17 protein-coding genes are annotated in these 19,656 nt (G+C 55.1%); 13 read left to right on the top strand and 4 right to left on the bottom strand.

What is annotated here, in order from left to right:
- The first annotated feature begins 5 nt into the window (after window positions 1-5).
- The 7 genes from araA to rluA all read left to right on the top strand — a co-directional run bounded on the left by araA (window position 6) and on the right by rluA (window position 9,890).
- Entirely contained in the window at window positions 6-1,508 is a 1,503-nt protein-coding gene (gene araA, locus INT84_RS17620; protein WP_194207838.1) for an L-arabinose isomerase, read from the top strand.
- 156 nt (window positions 1,509-1,664) lie between these two features.
- Entirely contained in the window at window positions 1,665-2,360 is a 696-nt protein-coding gene (gene araD / locus INT84_RS17625) for an L-ribulose-5-phosphate 4-epimerase (protein WP_194207839.1), read from the top strand.
- A gap of 259 nt (window positions 2,361-2,619) precedes the next feature.
- Window positions 2,620-3,129 (top strand): hypothetical protein, encoded by a 510-nt coding sequence (locus tag INT84_RS17630; RefSeq protein ID WP_194207840.1) that lies wholly within the window; start codon window positions 2,620-2,622, stop codon window positions 3,127-3,129.
- Window positions 3,130-3,150: 21 nt separating this feature from the next.
- Window positions 3,151-3,780, top strand: a complete 630-nt coding sequence (locus INT84_RS17635; RefSeq protein WP_194207841.1) for a YdcF family protein — start codon at window positions 3,151-3,153, stop codon at window positions 3,778-3,780.
- 43 nt (window positions 3,781-3,823) lie between these two features.
- Window positions 3,824-6,181: a DNA polymerase II gene (polB, locus tag INT84_RS17640; RefSeq protein ID WP_194207842.1), complete on the top strand. Its 2,358-nt coding sequence runs from the start codon at window positions 3,824-3,826 to the stop codon at window positions 6,179-6,181.
- A 131-nt stretch (window positions 6,182-6,312) separates the two neighbouring features.
- Window positions 6,313-9,219: an RNA polymerase-associated protein RapA gene (gene rapA / locus INT84_RS17645; RefSeq protein ID WP_194207843.1), complete on the top strand. Its 2,907-nt coding sequence runs from the start codon at window positions 6,313-6,315 to the stop codon at window positions 9,217-9,219.
- An 11-nt stretch (window positions 9,220-9,230) separates the two neighbouring features.
- On the top strand, window positions 9,231-9,890 hold the full coding sequence (rluA, locus tag INT84_RS17650; protein ID WP_194207844.1) for a bifunctional tRNA pseudouridine(32) synthase/23S rRNA pseudouridine(746) synthase RluA: 660 nt from the start codon (window positions 9,231-9,233) through the stop codon (window positions 9,888-9,890).
- Between the two features lie 176 nt (window positions 9,891-10,066).
- Here the strand turns inward: rluA and djlA are convergent, their stop codons facing one another.
- Window positions 10,067-10,882 carry a co-chaperone DjlA gene (djlA, locus tag INT84_RS17655; RefSeq protein ID WP_194207845.1) on the bottom strand — a complete coding sequence of 272 codons (816 nt, stop codon included), beginning with the start codon at window positions 10,880-10,882 and terminating at the stop codon, window positions 10,067-10,069.
- 183 nt (window positions 10,883-11,065) lie between these two features.
- On the opposite strand from djlA, the gene lptD reads away from it, so the two are divergent.
- From lptD to apaH, 6 genes are read left to right on the top strand one after another with little or no spacing between them, the layout of a single operon-like run.
- Window positions 11,066-13,411, top strand: a complete 2,346-nt coding sequence (gene lptD, locus INT84_RS17660) for an LPS assembly protein LptD (protein ID WP_194207846.1) — start codon at window positions 11,066-11,068, stop codon at window positions 13,409-13,411.
- Window positions 13,412-13,464: 53 nt separating this feature from the next.
- Window positions 13,465-14,757, top strand: a complete 1,293-nt coding sequence (gene surA / locus INT84_RS17665; protein WP_194207847.1) for a peptidylprolyl isomerase SurA — start codon at window positions 13,465-13,467, stop codon at window positions 14,755-14,757.
- Window positions 14,757-15,746: a 4-hydroxythreonine-4-phosphate dehydrogenase PdxA gene (gene pdxA / locus INT84_RS17670; RefSeq protein ID WP_194207848.1), complete on the top strand. Its 990-nt coding sequence runs from the start codon at window positions 14,757-14,759 to the stop codon at window positions 15,744-15,746. The genes surA and pdxA overlap by 1 nt, the downstream gene beginning before the upstream one ends.
- Window positions 15,743-16,564: a 16S rRNA (adenine(1518)-N(6)/adenine(1519)-N(6))-dimethyltransferase RsmA gene (gene rsmA / locus INT84_RS17675; protein WP_176918338.1), complete on the top strand. Its 822-nt coding sequence runs from the start codon at window positions 15,743-15,745 to the stop codon at window positions 16,562-16,564. Before pdxA ends, rsmA begins: the two co-directional genes overlap by 4 nt.
- 3 nt (window positions 16,565-16,567) lie before the next feature.
- Window positions 16,568-16,945 (top strand): Co2+/Mg2+ efflux protein ApaG, encoded by a 378-nt coding sequence (apaG, locus tag INT84_RS17680; RefSeq protein ID WP_176918339.1) that lies wholly within the window; start codon window positions 16,568-16,570, stop codon window positions 16,943-16,945.
- A gap of 4 nt (window positions 16,946-16,949) precedes the next feature.
- Window positions 16,950-17,798 (top strand): bis(5'-nucleosyl)-tetraphosphatase (symmetrical) ApaH, encoded by an 849-nt coding sequence (apaH, locus tag INT84_RS17685; protein ID WP_194207849.1) that lies wholly within the window; start codon window positions 16,950-16,952, stop codon window positions 17,796-17,798.
- Window positions 17,799-17,924: 126 nt separating this feature from the next.
- Here the strand turns inward: apaH and INT84_RS17690 are convergent, their stop codons facing one another.
- From INT84_RS17690 to INT84_RS17700, 3 genes are all read right to left on the bottom strand, one after another.
- On the bottom strand, window positions 17,925-18,539 hold the full coding sequence (locus tag INT84_RS17690) for a plasmid pRiA4b ORF-3 family protein (RefSeq protein WP_194207850.1): 615 nt from the start codon (window positions 18,537-18,539) through the stop codon (window positions 17,925-17,927).
- A 63-nt stretch (window positions 18,540-18,602) separates the two neighbouring features.
- Window positions 18,603-19,082, bottom strand: coding sequence for a type 3 dihydrofolate reductase (gene folA / locus INT84_RS17695; RefSeq protein ID WP_176918342.1), 480 nt, complete (start codon window positions 19,080-19,082; stop codon window positions 18,603-18,605).
- 207 nt (window positions 19,083-19,289) lie between these two features.
- Window positions 19,290-19,523: a YgdI/YgdR family lipoprotein gene (locus tag INT84_RS17700; protein ID WP_194207851.1), complete on the bottom strand. Its 234-nt coding sequence runs from the start codon at window positions 19,521-19,523 to the stop codon at window positions 19,290-19,292.
- Window positions 19,524-19,656 lie beyond the last annotated feature (133 nt).

Raw genomic sequence — 19,656 nt, forward strand, 5'->3', positions numbered from 1 at the left:
CGACAATGACGATTTTTAATAACTATGAAGTATGGTTTGTGATTGGTAGCCAGCATCTTTACGGCCCGGAAACGCTGCGTCAGGTAACGCAGCATGCGGAACACGTAGTCAATGCGCTGAACAGCGAAGGCAAACTGCCGTGCAAGCTGGTGTTAAAACCGCTGGGCACCTCGCCGGATGAGATCACCGCCATTTGCCGCGATGCCAACTACGATGATAAATGCGCGGGACTGATGGTCTGGCTGCACACCTTCTCGCCAGCCAAAATGTGGATCAACGGGCTGACGATCCTCAACAAACCGCTGCTGCAATTCCATACCCAGTTCAATGCCGCCCTGCCATGGGACAGCATTGATATGGACTTTATGAACCTCAACCAGACCGCGCACGGCGGCCGCGAGTTCGGCTTCATCGGCGCGCGGATGCGTCTGCAACACAATGTCGTGACCGGTCACTGGCAGGATCAAGACGCCCATCAGCGTATCGGCGCGTGGATGCGTCAGGCGGTCTCGAAGCAGGATACCCGCCACCTGAAAGTATGCCGCTTTGGCGACAATATGCGTGAAGTGGCAGTGACCGACGGCGATAAAGTCGCGGCGCAGATTAAATTCGGCTTCTCCGTCAATACCTGGGCGGTCGGCGATCTGGTACAGGTCGTCAATGCGGTCAGCGATGGCGATATCAGCGCGCTGGTTGACGAATATGAAAGCAGCTATCGCCTGACGGAAGCAGCGCAGATCCACGGCGACAAACGGCAGAACGTGATCGACGCGGCGCGTATTGAACTCGGGATGAAGCGCTTCCTCGAAGAAGGCGGGTTCCACGCGTTCACTACGACGTTTGAAGATTTACACGGCCTGAAACAGCTCCCGGGTCTTGCCGTGCAGCGTCTGATGCAGCAGGGCTACGGCTTTGCGGGCGAAGGCGACTGGAAAACCGCCGCTCTGTTACGCATCATGAAGGTGATGTCAACCGGTCTACAGGGCGGCACCTCATTTATGGAGGATTACACCTACCACTTTGAGAAGGGCAACGATCTGGTGCTCGGCTCACATATGCTGGAAGTGTGTCCGTCCATCGCCGTGGATGAAAAACCGATCCTTGAGGTTAAACCGCTTGGTATCGGCGGCAAGGCCGATCCGGCCCGTCTGATTTTCAACACCAAGACCGGCCCGGCGATCGCCGCCAGCCTTATCGATCTCGGCGATCGCTTCCGTCTGCTGGTCAACTGCGTGGATTCAGTCGAAACCCCACACGATCTGCCGAAGCTACCGGTGGCTAACGCCCTGTGGAAAGCCCAGCCGGATCTCCCTACCGCATCGGAGGCGTGGATCATCGCCGGTGGTGCGCACCATACCGTCTTCAGCCATGCGCTGACGCTGGACGATATGCGTCAGTTCACCGAGCTGCACGATATTGAAATTGCCGTCATTGATAACGATACCCGCCTGCCGGCGTTTAAGGACGCGCTGCGCTGGAACGAAGTCTATTTCGGCTCAAAACGGTAAGCGTAATGCCCGGTGGCGCTGCGCTTACCGGGCCTACGAGTCGTCATTCGTTATGGGAACCACCGACCACAGGCCGGATAAGCGAAGCGCCATCCGGTATCAAGACAACCATCCGTAGGCCGGATAAGCGCAGCGCCATCCGGCATGGAGAGCAACATGCTAGAAGATCTCAAACGTCAGGTGCTGGAAGCGAACCTGGCATTACCTGAACACAATCTGGTGACCCTCACCTGGGGTAACGTCAGCGCCGTCGACCGCGAGCGCGGCGTCTTTGTTATCAAACCTTCCGGCGTCGATTACCGCGTAATGAAAGCCGAAGATATGGTGGTCGTCAGCATCGCCACCGGCGAAGTGGTCGACGGCACGAAAAAACCCTCTTCCGACACGCCAACGCATCGCCTGCTATATCAGGCTTTCCCCACCATTGGCGGCATTGTGCATACCCACTCGCGCCATGCGACCATCTGGTCACAGGCGGGGCAATCTATTCCGGCTACCGGCACCACCCACGCCGACTATTTCTACGGTACTATTCCCTGCACACGCAAAATGACCGACGCGGAAATCAACGGCGACTATGAATGGGAAACCGGCAACGTGATCGTCGAAACCTTTGAGAAACAGGGCATCGACGCCGCGCAGATGCCGGGCGTGCTGGTCCACTCCCACGGCCCGTTCGCGTGGGGTAAAAATGCCGACGACGCGGTGCATAACGCCATCGTGCTGGAAGAAGTGGCCTATATGGGTATCTTCTGCCGCCAGCTCGCTCCGCAGCTGCCGGACATGCAGCAGACGCTGCTGGATAAGCATTATCTGCGCAAGCACGGGGCGAAAGCGTATTACGGGCAATAACATCTTCATCCCTTGTGCCGCCGGTCATTGCGGATCCCGGCGGCATTCCTTCCAGGCTATGATTCAGGTATAGATGCCTGCAAACCCGACAAAACGGGTAACAGTGCAGTGTTATGGCAACCTTCTGTCGTCATCCTTCAGAATCGAGTTTTTCCTGAAAAGTTATACCTTTTTATATTTCCCGTTTCTTTTTACTCTCCTCTTTTGCTGGCAAAAGTAATCATGCTATTTTAACGCCGCTAAATCGGAGGTAATGATAATGACGGAAACAAAATATATACTTAACAAATCAATCATCACAAAATCATTAATAAAAGATAACTATTTTATCTTTGCCACCATTCCTTGCAGCGTGCTTTTATTAGTTATCATTGCCTGTTTTCTGGGATTACCTATCATGGAGATGATTGTCAAAGGCATTATCGTGGTGATCATCGCTGAACTCTGCTTCCTGGCACCGATTTATGCCTGGGGCTGCTGGCGGAAATCGACTACCCCTGCGGAGATCGGCATCACGCCAGGCCACTTGCGTATTGATAACCATCGTTGGGCACTGAACGAAATACAGACTTTGCGATTAACGCCTAATATTCATCCTGCAAATAAAAACTGTTATTTAACGGTCATTGAAACTACCGGGAAGAAATATCGCTATTATCTGGGAGCGAGTTTACCCTCTGAAGAAACTCTCTTTGCACAATATGCTGAATTTTGTGACCGCATTGCGTTTTTATGCAAGGATAACCCCAATCAATTCCAGGCAGGATAACGTGTCCAGGGGCTGGCAGAAATGAAACTAAAATATGCGGGGCGTGGGGCAGTGCTGTTTATCGTCATCATCGCCACGGTATTTATCTACAATGCCATCGCCATTTATCATTTCAGCCTGGAGGATCAAACGCAAAAAGCCGACTGCGCCATCGTCGCGGGCGCGGGCATTCAGGGCGACCAGCCCTCGCCGGTGTTTCAGGCACGGCTCGATCACGCCGTTCATCTCTGGCAACAGGGGCTGGTGCGGATGGTTATCTTAACTGGCGGCCTCAGCGCTCATGCACAGCGATCCGACGCCGCCATCGCCCGCCAGTACCTGCTGGCGCAGGGGATCCCCGCCTCTGCCATCCTGATGGAAGAGACCTCAACAAAAACCCGCGAGAACGTTAAAAATGCCAGGACATTGATGCAGGAACAACATCTCACCACCGCCCTGATGGTCAGCGATCCTCTGCATATGCATCGCTTAATGTTGATGGCCTGGGACAACAATATTCAGGCCTGGTCGTCCCCAACGCCTGGCTCGCAGTTCCGCAGCTGGTCTACTCGTCTTCCGATGCTGGCACAGGAGTCGTTCTGGTATACCGGTTATCGTATCTACCGCCTGATGCCGCATACCGCTGTACAAAAAGTCAGTACCCAGCGCTGAAAACGGTTATAATAACGTCTGATTTTATTGACGAGAACTGAGCGTGGCGCAGGCGCGAGAAGGCTTTATTTTAACCCGGCACTGGCGGGATACCCCGCAGGGGACGGAAGTGACATTCTGGCTGGCGACGGATAACGGTCCGCTGCACGTCACCCTGCCGCCGCAGGAATCCGTGGCCTTTATTGCTGCTGACCACGTCGCGCGCGCTGAGCAAACCTTAAGCGCCGAACATGGTTTTCGCCTCACGCCGCTTGAACTAAAAGATTTTCACCGTCGCCCGGTTTACGGGCTGTACTGCCGCTCTCACCGCCAGTTAATGAACTATGAAAAACGGCTGCGCGAGAACGGCGTCACCGTGTATGAAGCTGACGTGCGCCCGCCAGAGCGCTTCCTGATGGAGCGTTTTATTACCGCACCGGTCTGGGTTGACGGTGATGAGCAGAATGGCGCACTGATTAACGCTCGCCTGAAGCCCAACCCGCACTATCGTCCGCCGCTGAAATGGGTATCGCTGGATATCGAAACGACCCGCCACGGCGAACTGTACTGTATTGGTCTTGAAGGCTGCGGTCAGCGGGTAGTCTATATGCTCGGGCAGCCCAACGGTGAAGATCCGCCCCTCGACTTTCACCTGGAGTATGTTGCCAGCCGTCCGCAGCTGCTGGAGAAACTTAACGCCTGGTTTGCGGAGCACGATCCGGACGTGCTAATCGGCTGGAACGTGGTGGGGTTTGATTTACGCATGCTGCAAAAGCATGCCGAACGCTATCGCATTCCACTGCGCCTGGGACGCGGTAACAGCGAGCTGGAGTGGCGCGAGCACGGATTTAAAAACGGCGTGTTTTTCGCGCAGATGAACGGCCGGGTGATCATCGACGGCATTGACGCGCTGAAATCGGCATTCTGGAACTTCTCCTCATTCTCGCTGGAATCGGTGTCGCGAGAGCTGCTGGGCGAAGGGAAATCGATTGATAACCCGTGGGACCGGATGGACGAAATTGACCGCCGTTTCGCCGAAGATAAACCTGCATTAGCCACGTATAACCTCAAAGACTGCGAACTGGTGACCCGTATCTTCCATAAAACGGAGATCATGCCCTTCCTGCTGGAGCGGGCAACGGTCAACGGCCTGCCGGTTGATCGCCACGGCGGGTCGGTCGCCGCCTTCAGCCATCTCTATTTCCCGCGGATGCATCGCGCCGGATACGTTGCGCCGAATATGGGTTCGGTGCCGCCGCAGGCCAGTCCCGGCGGCTACGTGATGGACTCCCGGCCTGGCCTGTATGATTCGGTGCTGGTGCTGGACTATAAGAGCCTGTATCCGTCGATTATCCGCACCTTTCTGATCGACCCGGTCGGGCTGATTGAAGGCATGGCGCAGCCCGATCCCACCCACAGCACCGAAGGTTTTCTCGACGCGTGGTTTTCCCGCGACAAACACTGTCTGCCGGAGATCGTCAGCCAAATCTGGCACGGGCGCGAAGAAGCCAAACGTCAGGGCAACAAGCCATTGTCGCAGGCGCTGAAGATCATTATGAACGCCTTCTACGGGGTGCTCGGCACCAGCGCCTGTCGCTTTTTCGATCCACGTCTGGCCTCGTCGATCACCATGCGCGGCCATGCGATCATGCGTCAGACCAAAGCCCTGATCGAAGCGGAAGGTTATGACGTAATTTACGGCGACACCGACTCCACTTTTGTCTGGCTCAAACGTTCCCACAGTGAAGATGATGCCGCGCAGATTGGTCAGACGCTGGTGAAAAAAGTGAATGACTGGTGGAAGGCGGAGCTGAAAAAAGAGAACTTAACCAGCGCGCTGGAGCTGGAGTTTGAGACCCACTTCTGCCGCTTTTTGATGCCAACCATTCGCGGTGCCGAGACCGGCAGCAAAAAACGCTACGCCGGACTGATTCAGGAAGGCGAAAAACAGCAGATGGTATTTAAAGGGCTGGAAACCGTGCGCACCGACTGGACGCCGCTGGCGCAGCAGTTCCAGCAGGAGCTGTACCTGCGTATTTTCCGCCGCGAGCCTTATAAGGATTTCGTGCGTGAGACCATCGACAAACTGATGGCGGGTGAACTGGACGATCGGCTGGTCTATCGCAAACGTCTGCGCCGTCCGCTGAGCGAATATCAGCGTAATGTCCCACCGCACGTGCGCGCCGCGCGGCTGGCAGATGAAGAGAATCTGAAGCGCGGCCGCGCCGCGCAATATCAAAACCGCGGGACCATTAAATACGTCTGGACCACTAACGGGCCGGAGCCGGTTGATTACCAGCATTCACCCTTAGATTACGACCACTACCTGACCCGCCAGCTTGAGCCGGTCGCCGAAGGGATACTCCCCTTTATGAACGATAATTTTGCTACACTAGTGACGGGGCAACTGGGGCTATTTTGATACGTGACGAATCCGTTGCCATCCAGTACCATAGCGCCCTTTCCACTCCTGGACCCAATTCAGACCGCTGCCACCTTCGGATGGCAGAGGTCGGTTATTGCCTGCAATCAAAGAGATAGAGCCGAACACATATGCCTTTTACACTTGGTCAACGCTGGATCAGCGACACCGAAAGCGAACTAGGACTTGGTACTGTTGTCGCGATGGACGCGCGTACTGTCACGCTGTTATTCCCGGCCACCGGCGAAAATCGCCTGTATGCACGCAGCGACTCTCCCGTGACCCGCGTCATGTTCAATCCGGGCGATACCGTAACAAGTCATGAAGGCTGGCAACTGCACATTGATGACGTAAAAGAAGAAAATGGCCTGCTCGCCTATACCGGAACGCGGCTGGACACTGACGAAAAAGACGTTCTGCTGCGCGAAGTCTTCCTCGACAGCAAACTGGTGTTCAGCAAACCGCAGGATCGTCTGTTCGCCGGACAAATCGACCGTATGGATCGCTTCTCGCTGCGCTATCGCGCGCGTAAATACCAGAGCGAACAGTACCGTATGCCGTACAGTGGCCTGCGCGGCCAGCGCACCAGCCTGATCCCGCATCAGCTCAACATTGCCCATGACGTTGGCCGTCGCCACGCACCGCGCGTGCTGCTGGCTGATGAAGTCGGTTTGGGTAAAACCATCGAAGCCGGGATGATCCTGCATCAGCAACTGCTTTCTGGTGCGGCTGAGCGCGTACTGGTGGTGGTGCCGGAAACGTTGCAGCATCAGTGGCTGGTAGAAATGCTGCGTCGCTTTAACCTGCGTTTTGCGCTGTTTGACGATGAGCGTTATGCCGAAGCGCAGCACGATGCCGATAATCCGTTTGAAACCGAACAACTGGTGATCTGCTCGCTGGACTTCGTGCGTCGCAATAAACAGCGCCTTGAGCATCTGTGTGATGCCGAGTGGGATCTGCTGGTAGTCGATGAAGCTCACCATCTGGTGTGGAGTGAAAGCGCACCGAGCCGCGAATATAGCGCCATTGAAGAACTGGCCGGTCACGTACCGGGGGTTCTGCTGCTGACCGCCACGCCGGAACAGCTCGGAATGGAAAGCCACTTTGCGCGCCTGCGCCTGCTGGATCCGGATCGCTTCCACGACTTCGCGCAGTTTGTGGAAGAACAGAATAACTACCGTCCGGTCGCCGACGCGGTCGCCCTGCTGCTGGCGGGCAATAAACTCAGCGACAGCGAACTGAATATGCTCGGTGAGCTGATCGGCGAACAGGATATTGAACCGCTGCTGCAAACGGCGAACAGCGACCGCGACGGCGCACAATCCGCCCGTCAGGAACTGGTCTCCATGCTGATGGACCGTCATGGCACCAGCCGCGTCCTGTTCCGCAATACCCGTAACGGGGTGAAAGACTTCCCGAAACGCGAACTGCATACCATCAAACTGCCGCTGCCGACCCAGTACCAGACCGCGATTAAAGTCTCCGGCATCATGGGCGCGCGCAAAAGCGCGGAAGACAGGGCGCGCGATATGCTCTATCCGGAGCAGATTTATCAGGAATTTGAAGGCGATACCGGCACCTGGTGGAACTTCGATCCGCGCGTGGAATGGCTGATGGGCTATCTGACCAGCCACCGCTCGCAGAAAGTGCTGGTGATCTGTGCCCAGGCCACCACCGCCCTGCAACTGGAGCAGGTGCTGCGCGAGCGCGAAGGCATCCGCGCCGCGGTCTTCCACGAAGGCATGTCGATCATCGAACGCGACCGCGCCGCCGCGTGGTTTGGCGAAGAAGACAGCGGCGCGCAGGTACTGCTGTGCTCGGAAATCGGCTCTGAAGGGCGTAACTTCCAGTTTGCCAGCAACCTGGTGATGTTTGACCTGCCGTTTAACCCGGACCTGCTGGAGCAGCGTATCGGCCGTCTGGACCGTATCGGTCAGGCGCACGATATTCAGATCCACGTTCCTTATCTCGAAAGAACCGCACAGTCGGTGCTGGTACGCTGGTATCACGAAGGTCTGGATGCGTTTGAGCATACCTGCCCGACCGGCCGCGCGATTTACGACACGGTGTATAACAATTTGATCAACTATCTGGCCGCCCCGGAAAACAGCGACGGCTTTGATGAGCTGATCAAATCCTGCCGCGCGCAGCACGATGCGCTGAAAGCCCAGCTTGAACAGGGGCGTGACCGTCTGCTGGAGATCCACTCCAACGGCGGCGAGAAAGCGCAGGCGCTGGCAGAAAGTATTGAAGAGCAGGATGACGATACCAGCCTGATCGCCTTCGCCATGAACCTGTTTGACATCGTCGGCATTAACCAGGATGACCGCGGTGAAAACCTGATTGTCCTGACGCCGTCCGATCATATGCTGGTGCCAGATTTCCCCGGCCTGCCGGAAGATGGCTGCACTATTACGTTTGAGCGTGATATCGCGCTGTCGCGTGAAGATGCGCAGTTTATTACCTGGGAACATCCGCTGATCCGCAATGGTCTGGATCTGATCTTGTCCGGCGATACCGGCAGCAGCACCATTTCACTGCTGAAAAACAAGGCGCTGCCGGTAGGCACACTGCTGCTGGAACTGATCTACGTTGTCGAAGCACAGGCACCGAAACAGCTCCAGCTTAACCGCTTCCTGCCGCCGACACCGGTGCGCATGCTGCTGGATAAAAACGGCACTAACCTGGCCGCGCAGGTCGAGTTTGAGACCTTTAACCGCCAGCTCAGTGCGGTTAACCGTCATACCGGCAGCAAGCTGGTTAACGCCGTGCAGCAGGAGGTTCACGCCATTCTGCAACAGGGCGAAGCGCAGATTGAAAAAGCCGCCCGCCTGCTTATTGATGCGGCGCGCAGCGAGGCCGACGAGAAATTGTCTGCCGAATTGTCGCGTCTGGAAGCGCTGAAAGCTGTCAATCCGAACATTCGTGAGGATGAACTGGAGGCCATCGACAGCAACCGCCAGCAGGTGATGGAAAGCCTGAATCAGGCGGGCTGGCGTCTGGACGCGCTGCGTCTGATTGTCGTCACGCATCAGTAACGGAATCGAATATGGGGATGGAAAACTACAATCCGCCGCAGGAGCCCTGGCTGGTCGTTCTGTATCAGGATGAACACATTATGGTAGTCAACAAGCCGAGCGGCCTGTTGTCCGTACCGGGGCGTCTTGAGGAGCATAAGGACAGCGTGATGACGCGCATTCAGCGTGATTATCCGCAGGCCGAATCCGTGCATCGTCTGGATATGGCCACCAGCGGCGTGATTGTGGTGGCGCTGACCAAAGCCGCCGAGCGGGAGCTGAAACGCCAGTTTCGCGAGCGCGAGCCGAAAAAACAGTACGTGGCGCGGATCTGGGGTCATCCGGCAAAAGCGGAAGGACTGGTGGATTTGCCGCTGATCTGCGACTGGCCGAATAGGCCAAAGCAGAAAGTCTGTTTTGAGACCGGTAAGGCGGCGCAAACGGAGTATGAGGTGGTGGAGTACGCGGCGGATAACACCGCTCGCGTGGTGCTGAAGCCAATTACCGGGCGCTCGCACCAGTTGCGCGTGCATATGCTGGCGCTGGGCCATCCGATCCTCGGCGATCGGTTCTACGCTACGCCGGAGGCGCTGGCGTTAGCGCCACGTCTGCTGCTGCACGCGGAGATGCTGACCATTACCCATCCGGCGTATGGCAGTTCGATGACCTTTAAGGTGCCAGCGAATTTCTGATAACGGTCCTCGTTGGCGCTGGCGAGGTGCCATAATGCCCGGTGGCGCTGCGCTTACCGGGCCTACAGTTATGGCATAACTCGCTGATATTGTCGATTTTACAGGCCGGGTAAGGCGAAGCCGCCACCCGGCATTATCGTGGGGTAATGGCATTATTCCGGGCCACGTTGTCGACCTTACTTAAATCCTTTCTGCTCTTTAATCAGCTCGTACGCCTTCTGGATCTCCTGCGCTTTCTGCTTCGCCATCTCCATCATCTCCGGCGGCAGACCTTTTGCCACCAGCTTATCCGGATGATGTTCGCTCATCAGTTTGCGGTAAGCGCGCTTGATGGTCGTCCCGTCATCGGTCGGCTTCACGCCCAGCACGTTACAGGCATCTTCCAGCGTCGGTCCGCGCTGCGCCTGCTGCCAGCCGCCGGACTGCTGCTGATGCTGATATCCGCCGCCAAACTGCGCCCCCCCCTGCATCATGCGCAGGAACTGATCGAACTGCGTGCGGGAAATGCCTAACTCCTCGGCAATCACATACAGCACTTCGCGTTCATTAGGATGCAATTGTCCGTCCGCAAACGCCGCCTGGATCTGAATTTCCAGAAACATCCGAATCAAATCGGCACGGCCAAAACAGATGCTACGAAAGGCGCGCATTTTTTCACGTAGCGGGTAGTTATCCGCTTTACCCACGCGAAACGCCTGCTGGGCAGCGCTGCGTGATTCGCCGTGCAGATTCATGCGATCCATAAACACGCTGGCGATCTGGATATCCGCTTCCGTGACGCGGCCTTTCGATTTGGTTAAATGGCCCATCACCTCGAAGGTAGTGGCGAAAAACAGCGATTGTCGCTCCTGTTGATTGGCAAACCAGTTCAGCCGACGGCTTCGCGCCTTATCAAACATATGGCCTATCAGCAGCCCCAGCACCGCGCCCCAGAAGCCGCCGCCCATCATTAATGCCACTGCTACGCCAATCACTTTGCCCCAATACTGCATATACTCCCCAAATCGTCATGCCTGCGACTAAAATATGTTTTATCATACCCGTCATTCAATGCCGTGCCTAACACAAGGGCATGAAACGGGCAGGATTAAGACTAGCGCGATGCGGATGAGTAAGTTAGTCTCTGACCGTTTGCTAGTCGCTACGCCACTGATGACGGAACAACAATAAAACGTATGAAAAAACGTATTCCCACCCTTCTGGCCACCATGATCGCCAGCGCCCTGTACAGCCAGCAGGGTATGGCCGCCGATCTCGCCTCGCAGTGTATGCTGGGCGTGCCGAGCTATAACCGTCCTCTGGTGGAGGGCGAGCCAAACGAATTACCGGTCACGATCAACGCCGATCATGCCAAAGGAAATTATCCCGATAACGCCGCTTTTACCGGCAACGTGGATATCAATCAGGGCAACAGCCGCCTGCAGGCCGATGAAGTCCAGCTTCATCAAAAAGAAGCCGAAGGTCAGCCTGAACCGGTGCGTACCGTCGATGCGCTCGGCAACGTGCACTACGACGATAACCAGGTGATCCTGAAAGGGCCGAAAGGCTGGGCCAACCTGAACACCAAAGATACGAATATCTGGGAAGGCGACTATCAGATGGTGGGCCGTCAGGGACGCGGTAACGCGGATTTGATGAAACAGCGTGGCGAAAACCGCTACACCATCCTGGAAAACGGCACCTTTACCTCATGTTTGCCGGGATCAAATACCTGGAGCGTGGTGGGCAGCGAAGTGATCCACGACCGCGAAGAGCAGGTTGCGGAAATCTGGAACGCCCGCTTTAAGCTCGGTCCGGTTCCGGTCTTTTACAGTCCCTACCTGCAATTACCGGTGGGTGACAAGCGTCGCTCTGGTTTTCTGATCCCTAACGCCAAATACAGCAGCAAGAACTACTTTGAGTTCACTCTGCCATATTACTGGAACATCGCGCCCAACATGGACGCCACCATCACGCCGCACTACATGCACCGTCGTGGCAACGTGATGTGGGAGAACGAATTCCGCTATCTGACTCAGGCGGGCGCAGGTCTGATGGAGCTGGACTACCTGCCGTCAGATGACGTTTATCAGGACGATCACGATAAAGAAGGCAGCCGCCATCGTTGGTTATTCTACTGGCAACACGGTGGGGTTCTGGACCAAGTATGGCGCTTTAACGTCGATTATACCAAAGTCAGCGACTCTAACTATTTTAACGACTTTGACAGTAAATACGGTTCCAGTACCGACGGCTATGCCACGCAGAAATTCAGCCTTGGCTATGCGGTGCAGAACTTTGATGCCACCGTCTCCACCAAACAGTTCCAGGTCTTCAGCGATCAGAACAACAGCAGCTACTCCGCAGAGCCGCAGCTCGACGTCAACTACTATCAAAATGATGTCGGTCCGTTTGATACCCGTATTTACGGTCAGGCGGTGCATTTCGTCAATACCGAAAGCAACCAGCCGGAAGCCACGCGTCTGCACCTTGAACCGACTATCAACCTGCCGCTGTCTAACGGCTGGGGAAGCGTGAATACGGAAGCCAAACTGCTGGCGACGCATTATCAGCAGACCAATCTGGATACCTATAACCGCAACAACACCAATCAGCTCGATGACTCGGTCAACCGCGTGATGCCGCAGTTCAAAGTCGATGGCAAAATGATTTTCGAGCGCGATATGAACTGGGCGGAAGGCTATACCCAGACTCTTGAACCGCGCGCCCAGTATCTGTACGTGCCTTATCGCGACCAGAGCCACATCAATAACTACGACTCATCATTACTGCAATCAGACTACACCGGCCTGTTCCGCGACCGTAGCTATGGCGGCCTCGACCGTATCGCCTCGGCAAATCAGGTCACCACCGGTTTGACCTCGCGAATTTATGATGACGCCGCCGTGGAACGTTTTAACGTTTCCGTAGGTCAAATCTACTACTTCACCGAGTCGCGCACCGGTGATGACGATAATATTAAATGGGAAGATGACGACCAAACCGGCTCGCTGGTCTGGGCGGGCGATACTTACTGGCGCATCTCCGATCGCTGGGGTCTGCGTGGCGGCCTCCAGTACGATACGCGTCTGGATAACATTGCCACCAGCAGCAGTACCATTGAATATCGTCGTGACCAGGATCGTATGTTACAGCTGAACTACCGTTACGCCAGCCCGGAATATATTCAGGCGACGCTGCCGTCATACGCCACGTCGGATGAGTATAAAGAGGGTATTTCTCAGGTCGGCGCGGCGGGCAGTTGGCCAATTGCCGATCGCTGGTCGGTGGTGGGCGCATGGTATTTCGATACCAACGAGAAAAAAGCCGCTGACCAGATGATAGGCGTGCAATATAACTCCTGCTGTTATGCGATCCGCGTCGGTTACGAGCGTAAACTTAACGGCTGGGAAAACGACCAAAGCGTGTACGATAACGTCATCGGCTTTAATATTGAACTGCGTGGCCTGAGTTCGAACTATGGTCTGGGCACACAGCAGATGCTGCGCTCGAACATTTTGCCTTACCGTAGCTCTCTGTAATGCAGTTGTTTGAAAACGTAATCCGCATTGCGGTTAATTGAAATGGAAAATGTATGAAGAACTGGAAAACGCTGCTTCCTGCTTTCGCCCTCGCACTGGTGGTGAATTCAGGGTTCGCTGCCCCGCAGGTTGTCGATAAAGTAGCAGCCGTCGTCAATAACGGCGTCGTTCTTGAAAGCGACGTTGATGGCCTGATGCAGTCGGTAAAAATGAACGCGGGCCAGGCCGGGCAACAGCTGCCGGACGACGCCACGCTGCGTCACCAAATCCTCGAACGCTTGATCATGGATCAGATCATCCTGCAAATGGGACAGAAGATGGGAGTGAAAATCTCCGATCAGCAGCTCGATGAGGCCATTGCTAACATTGCTAAACAGAACAACATGACGCTGGATCAGATGCGCAGCCGTCTGGCTTACGATGGGCTGGATTACAGCACCTATCGCAGCCAGATCCGCAAAGAGATGACCATCTCTGAAGTGCGTAACAACGAAGTGCGTCGTCGCGTTACTGTACTGCCGCAGGAAGTGGATTCCCTGGCGAAGCAAATCGGCAACCAGAACGACGCCAGCACCGAGCTTAACCTGAGCCACATTCTGCTGCCGCTGCCGGAAAATCCATCTTCCGAGCAGGTCAGCGAAGCACAGCAACAGGCAAACTCCATTATTGAGCAGGCCCGTAACGGCGCTGACTTCGGCAAACTGGCTATCAGCTACTCTGCCGATCAGCAAGCGTTGCAGGGCGGGCAAATGGGCTGGGGCCGTATTCAGGAACTGCCTGGACTCTTCGCGCAGGCGCTGAGCACGGCGAAAAAAGGCGACATCATCGGCCCAATCCGCTCGGGCGTCGGCTTCCATATCCTGAAAATTAACGATATGCGCGGTCAGAATCAGAACATCTCTGTGACTGAAGCCCATGCCCGTCATATCCTGCTGAAACCGTCACCGATCATGACTGACGATCAGGCGCGCCTGAAGCTGGAACAAATTGCCGCGGACATTAAGAGCGGTAAAACCACGTTTGCTAACGCGGCGAAAGAGTTCTCTCAGGATCCAGGCTCGGCAAACCAGGGTGGCGATCTGGGTTGGGCAACGCCAAATATGTACGATCCGGCGTTCCGCGATGCGCTGATGAAACTCAACAAGGGCCAGATGAGCGCCCCGGTGCACTCCTCCTTCGGCTGGCATCTGATCGAAATGCTGGATACGCGCCAGGTTGATAAAACCGACGCAGCCCAGAAAGACAAAGCTTACCGTATGTTGATGAACCGGAAAATGTCTGAAGAAGCGGCAACCTGGATGCAGGAACAGCGTGCGACGGCCTACGTTAAAATTCTGAGCGAATAATGGCGTATCCTCACCGTGTGGTGATCACTCCCGGCGAACCTGCCGGGATTGGCCCGGACCTGGTGGTCCAGCTTGCACAGCGCGACTGGCCGGTAGAACTGGTTGTTTGCGCCGATGCAACCCTCCTGATAGACCGGGCAGCGATGCTCGGTCTTCCGCTTTCTCTACGGCCCTATAGTGACTCACAACCGGCGCAACCGCAGCGTGCGGGAACGTTGACGCTGCTACCCGTTGCGCTCCGTGCGTCTGTCATCGCGGGTCAACTCAGCGTGGAAAACGGGCACTACGTGGTAGAAACGCTGGCCCGCGCCTGCGATGGCTGCCTGAGCGATGAGTTTGCCGCGCTGATCACCGGTCCCGTGCATAAAGGGGTGATCAACGACGCAGGTATTCCTTTCACCGGGCATACCGAGTTTTTTGAAGCGCGTGCGCAGGCAGAAAAAGTGGTGATGATGCTGGCGACGGAAGTAATGCGCGTGGCGGTGGCGACGACGCATTTGCCGCTACGCGACGTTGCTGATGCGATCACCCCGGATTTGCTGCGCGAGGTCATTACCATTCTGCATGGCGACCTTCAGAGCAAGTTCGGTATTAAAGATTCGCATGTGCTGGTGTGCGGCCTGAATCCTCATGCGGGTGAAGGCGGCCATATGGGCAGCGAAGAGATCGACATCCTGATCCCGGTGCTGGAAGAGATGCGTGCCAAAGGCATGAATCTGAGCGGGCCGCTGCCCGCCGACACGTTATTTCAGCCGAAATACCTCGATCGTGCAGACGCCGTGCTGGCGATGTACCACGATCAGGGCCTCCCCGTGCTAAAATATCAGGGCTTTGGTCGGGGCGTAAATATCACCCTCGGCTTGCCCTTTATTCGTACTTCCGTTGACCACGGTACCGCGCTGGAACTGGCGGGCCAGGGGAAAGCGGATGTCGGCAGTTTTATTACGGCGCTTAACCTCGCCATCAAAATGATTGTTAATACTAAATGAATAATCGAGTCCATCAGGGCCACTTAGCCCGTAAACGCTTCGGGCAGAACTTCCTCAACGATCAGTTCGTGATCGACAGCATTGTCGCGGCCATTAATCCGCAAAAAGGTCAGGCGATGGTCGAAATCGGCCCGGGCCTTGCCGCATTGACCGAGCCTGTCGGCGAACGTCTTGATAAAATGACGGTGATCGAGCTGGATCGCGATCTGGCTGCCCGTTTGCAAACGCACCCGTTCCTCGGGCCGAAGCTGACGATTTACCAGCAGGATGCGATGACCATGAACTTCGGCGAGCTGTCGCAGGAGCTGGGTCAGCCGCTACGCGTGTTTGGCAACCTGCCGTACAATATCTCTACCCCGCTGATGTTCCACCTGTTTACCTATACTAATGCCATCGCCGACATGCACTTCATGCTGCAAAAAGAAGTGGTTAATCGACTGGTTGCAGGGCCAAACAGTAAAGCGTATGGTCGATTAAGCGTCATGGCACAATATTACTGCCAGGTGATCCCGGTGCTGGAAGTGCCGCCAACGGCATTTACGCCTGCGCCAAAAGTGGATTCCGCTGTGGTACGTCTGGTGCCGCATGCCGTCATGCCGCACCCGGTAAAAGAAATTCGCGTGCTGAGCCGTATTACCACCGAAGCCTTTAACCAGCGGCGTAAAACCATCCGTAACAGTCTCGGCAATGTGTTTAGCGTTGAGGTACTGACGGAGTTGGGTATCGATCCGGCGATGCGCGCAGAGAATATCTCGGTTGCACAATACTGTAAGCTGGCCAATTATCTGGTGGATAACGCGCCACCAAAGGAGAGCTAAACCATGATCGACTCGCCCCGAATTTGCGTACAGGTCCAGAGCGTCTACATTGAATCGCAATCCTCTGCGGACGATGAGCGTTACGTTTTTGCCTATACGGTAATTATTCGTAATCTGGGGCGACATCCGGTTCAGCTTTTGGGCCGTTACTGGTTGATTACCAACGCTAACGGCCGCGAAACCGAAGTACAGGGTGAAGGTGTGGTTGGCGTACAGCCCCACATCGCGCCAGGCAGTGAATATCAATACACCAGCGGTGCCGTACTTGAAACGCCGCTCGGCACGATGCAGGGCCACTATGACATGATCGATGAAGATGGCAACGCTTTCACCATCGATATACCCGTTTTCCGTCTGGCAGTTCCAACTCTGATCCATTAAAACTATGTCGACATATCTTATTGGCGATGTTCATGGTTGCTACGATGAACTGATCGCACTCTTAAACCAGGTGGAATTCACCCCTGAGCAAGACACCCTGTGGCTAACCGGCGATCTGGTGGCCCGCGGCCCCGGTTCGCTGGAAGTGCTGCGTTACGTCAAGTCGCTTGGCGACAGCGTGCGCATGGTGCTGGGCAATCACGATCTGCATCTTCTGGCGGTGTTTGCTGGCATCAGCCGCAATAAGCCAAAAGATCGTATTACCCCATTGCTGGAAGCGCCGGATGCCGACGAGCTGATTAACTGGCTGCGCCGTCAGCCGCTGCTCCAGGTGGATGAAGAGAAAAAACTGGTGATGGCGCATGCGGGCATCACGCCGCAGTGGGATCTGCCGACCGCCATCGCCTGCGCGCGCGATGTCGAAGCGGTACTCGCCAGCGACTCTTACCCTTTCTTCCTCGACGCGATGTATGGCGATATGCCGAATAACTGGTCGCCCGAGCTGACGGGTCTGGCGCGTCTGCGTTTTATTACCAACGCCTTTACCCGGATGCGCTACTGTTTCCCGAACGGCCAGCTGGATATGTACGCGAAAGAAGCCCCGGAAAACGCCCCTGCGCCGCTGAAGCCGTGGTTCGCTATACCCGGACCGGTATCCGAGGCGTACAGCATTGCCTTTGGTCACTGGGCGTCGCTGGAAGGCAAAGGCGCGCCGGAAGGCATTTACGCGCTGGATACCGGCTGCTGCTGGGGCGGGGATTTAACCTGCCTGCGCTGGGAAGATAAGCACTATTTTATCCAGCCGTCGAACCGTCAGATGGATTTAGGGGAAGGCGAGGCAGTGGCGTCGTAAAAGTATAGTAAAGGAAATAACGAGGTTGATGGCAAACCTGTTTTCCTGTTGAATGCGCCGTTTTGCCGGGTGGCGGCTTCGCCTTACCCGGCCGACAAAATAATCAATATCAATAAGCTATGCGACTCAATAATCATCAACCAGAGGCAGCTCACGATCCCGTGACCAGCGGGCATATAAGGCTAATACCGCATTAACGGCACCAGGATCATACTGGAATACTAATGACTGAACGTCAGTCTCGTGAACATCAGTCAGGCCGGTCATCTCGAGGAAAAATTCATAGTCCTCCTCATTATTTTGCGGATCGAAAACGGCACGCAAAATACGCATATAGCCAGTCGATCCACCGCAATCCTCGGGCGGACAGGCCATTAGCCCTTCGATACATTCAAAAGGCGTGAGCATCTCGTCATAAAAATAATTTTTATCTTCGAGAACAATTTCATGCTCCCAGCCGTCACTGAAATCATAGAGATAAGCCAGTTTATTGCCCCGGCTTTTCAGCAGCGTATTCAAACGAACGCCAGCTTCGTTCTCTTCTTTTATTGATTCAGGAGACTCGGTAAATATTTGCTTCTTGAATTTGAAGTGATGCAGATGGCTATCTTCCCACCCCATCACAATCTGGACTACATCATGCAGCCGATCAAGGGTCAGGTTGGCGGGCACCACAAACCGCCGCCAGATGACAGGCTCAATATTATTAAGCGTAATTTTTAGCTGATAAAATGTATTCATACCCTTCTCCATACGGTATGTGTACATTCTCCCGGCGACAGGATATCGCCGGGAGGATAATCATTAACGCCGCTCCAGAATCTCAAAACAGTAGCTGTGCGAGTTCTGCGCGTCCGCATCGTGAAATTCGCTGAACACCGATTCCCACTCATCCGGCTCGTAGTCCGGGAAGTGTGTGTCCCCTTCCACTTCGGCATCAATATGCGTCAGGTAGAGTTTATTGGCTTTGGGGAGGAACTGCTCGTACACGCGTCCGCCACCGATCACCATAATCTCTTCAGCATCGCCGCAGGCAGCAATCGCTTCATCAACCGACTTCACCCACTGCACGCGATCGTCAGAGCCGGGCTGGCTGCTGATCACGATATTTTTACGCCCCGGTAGCGGACGGCCAATGGATTCCCAGGTCAGGCGACCCATGACGACCGGCTTGTTTAAGGTGTTACGTTTAAACCAGGCGAGATCTGCCGGTAGATCCCAGGGCATGGCGTTTTCCATACCGATGACGCGATCTACCGCTAACGCCGCAATCAGACTGATCATTGAAGTTTTCCTGGATACTAAAAAATGTCGCCACTATACGTAAAGCCTAATCTTTCGTCGACTGGTGCCAGGGTAAAGAATGAGAAAAATTTCTATTTTGCGGGGCATCTGCAACGGGTTCCCCCTCTTCAGCGCCGCTCTGCGGGGGCAATAAAGCAAAAAGCCCCGACACAGTCTTCACCGGCCGGGGCTTTTTGTTTTGATTCATCAGTTATCGAGCTCGTTCATCCCTTTAACCTGATCGCGGTTAATCTGCTCTGTTTTGCCAGTTTCGGCATTTTCATAAGAAACCAGACCGGTATCGCTGTCTACTTCCGGCTTACCATCCGTCACGATGGTTTTGCCATCGGTGGTTTTAACCGCCTGGTTGGAAGTACAACCAGCGACGGTAAACAGGGCTGCGGCAGCAAAAATCGAAGAGATGAGTAAGTTATTGCGCATGGTGTACTCCCTTGCTTTCAGTTGGATTTAATTACTTACCTGATTATTTTAGGCTAAATTACTAAAAGCGGATGGAAATACAGAAGGTTCTGAAGTCAGGCATCCGGGCTGACAGATGCCTGACCGGCTGGGG

Origin of the sequence: Superficieibacter sp. 1612_C1 (assembly GCF_015234305.1) — a bacterium.
Classification (GTDB): Bacteria; Pseudomonadota; Gammaproteobacteria; order Enterobacterales; family Enterobacteriaceae; genus Superficieibacter.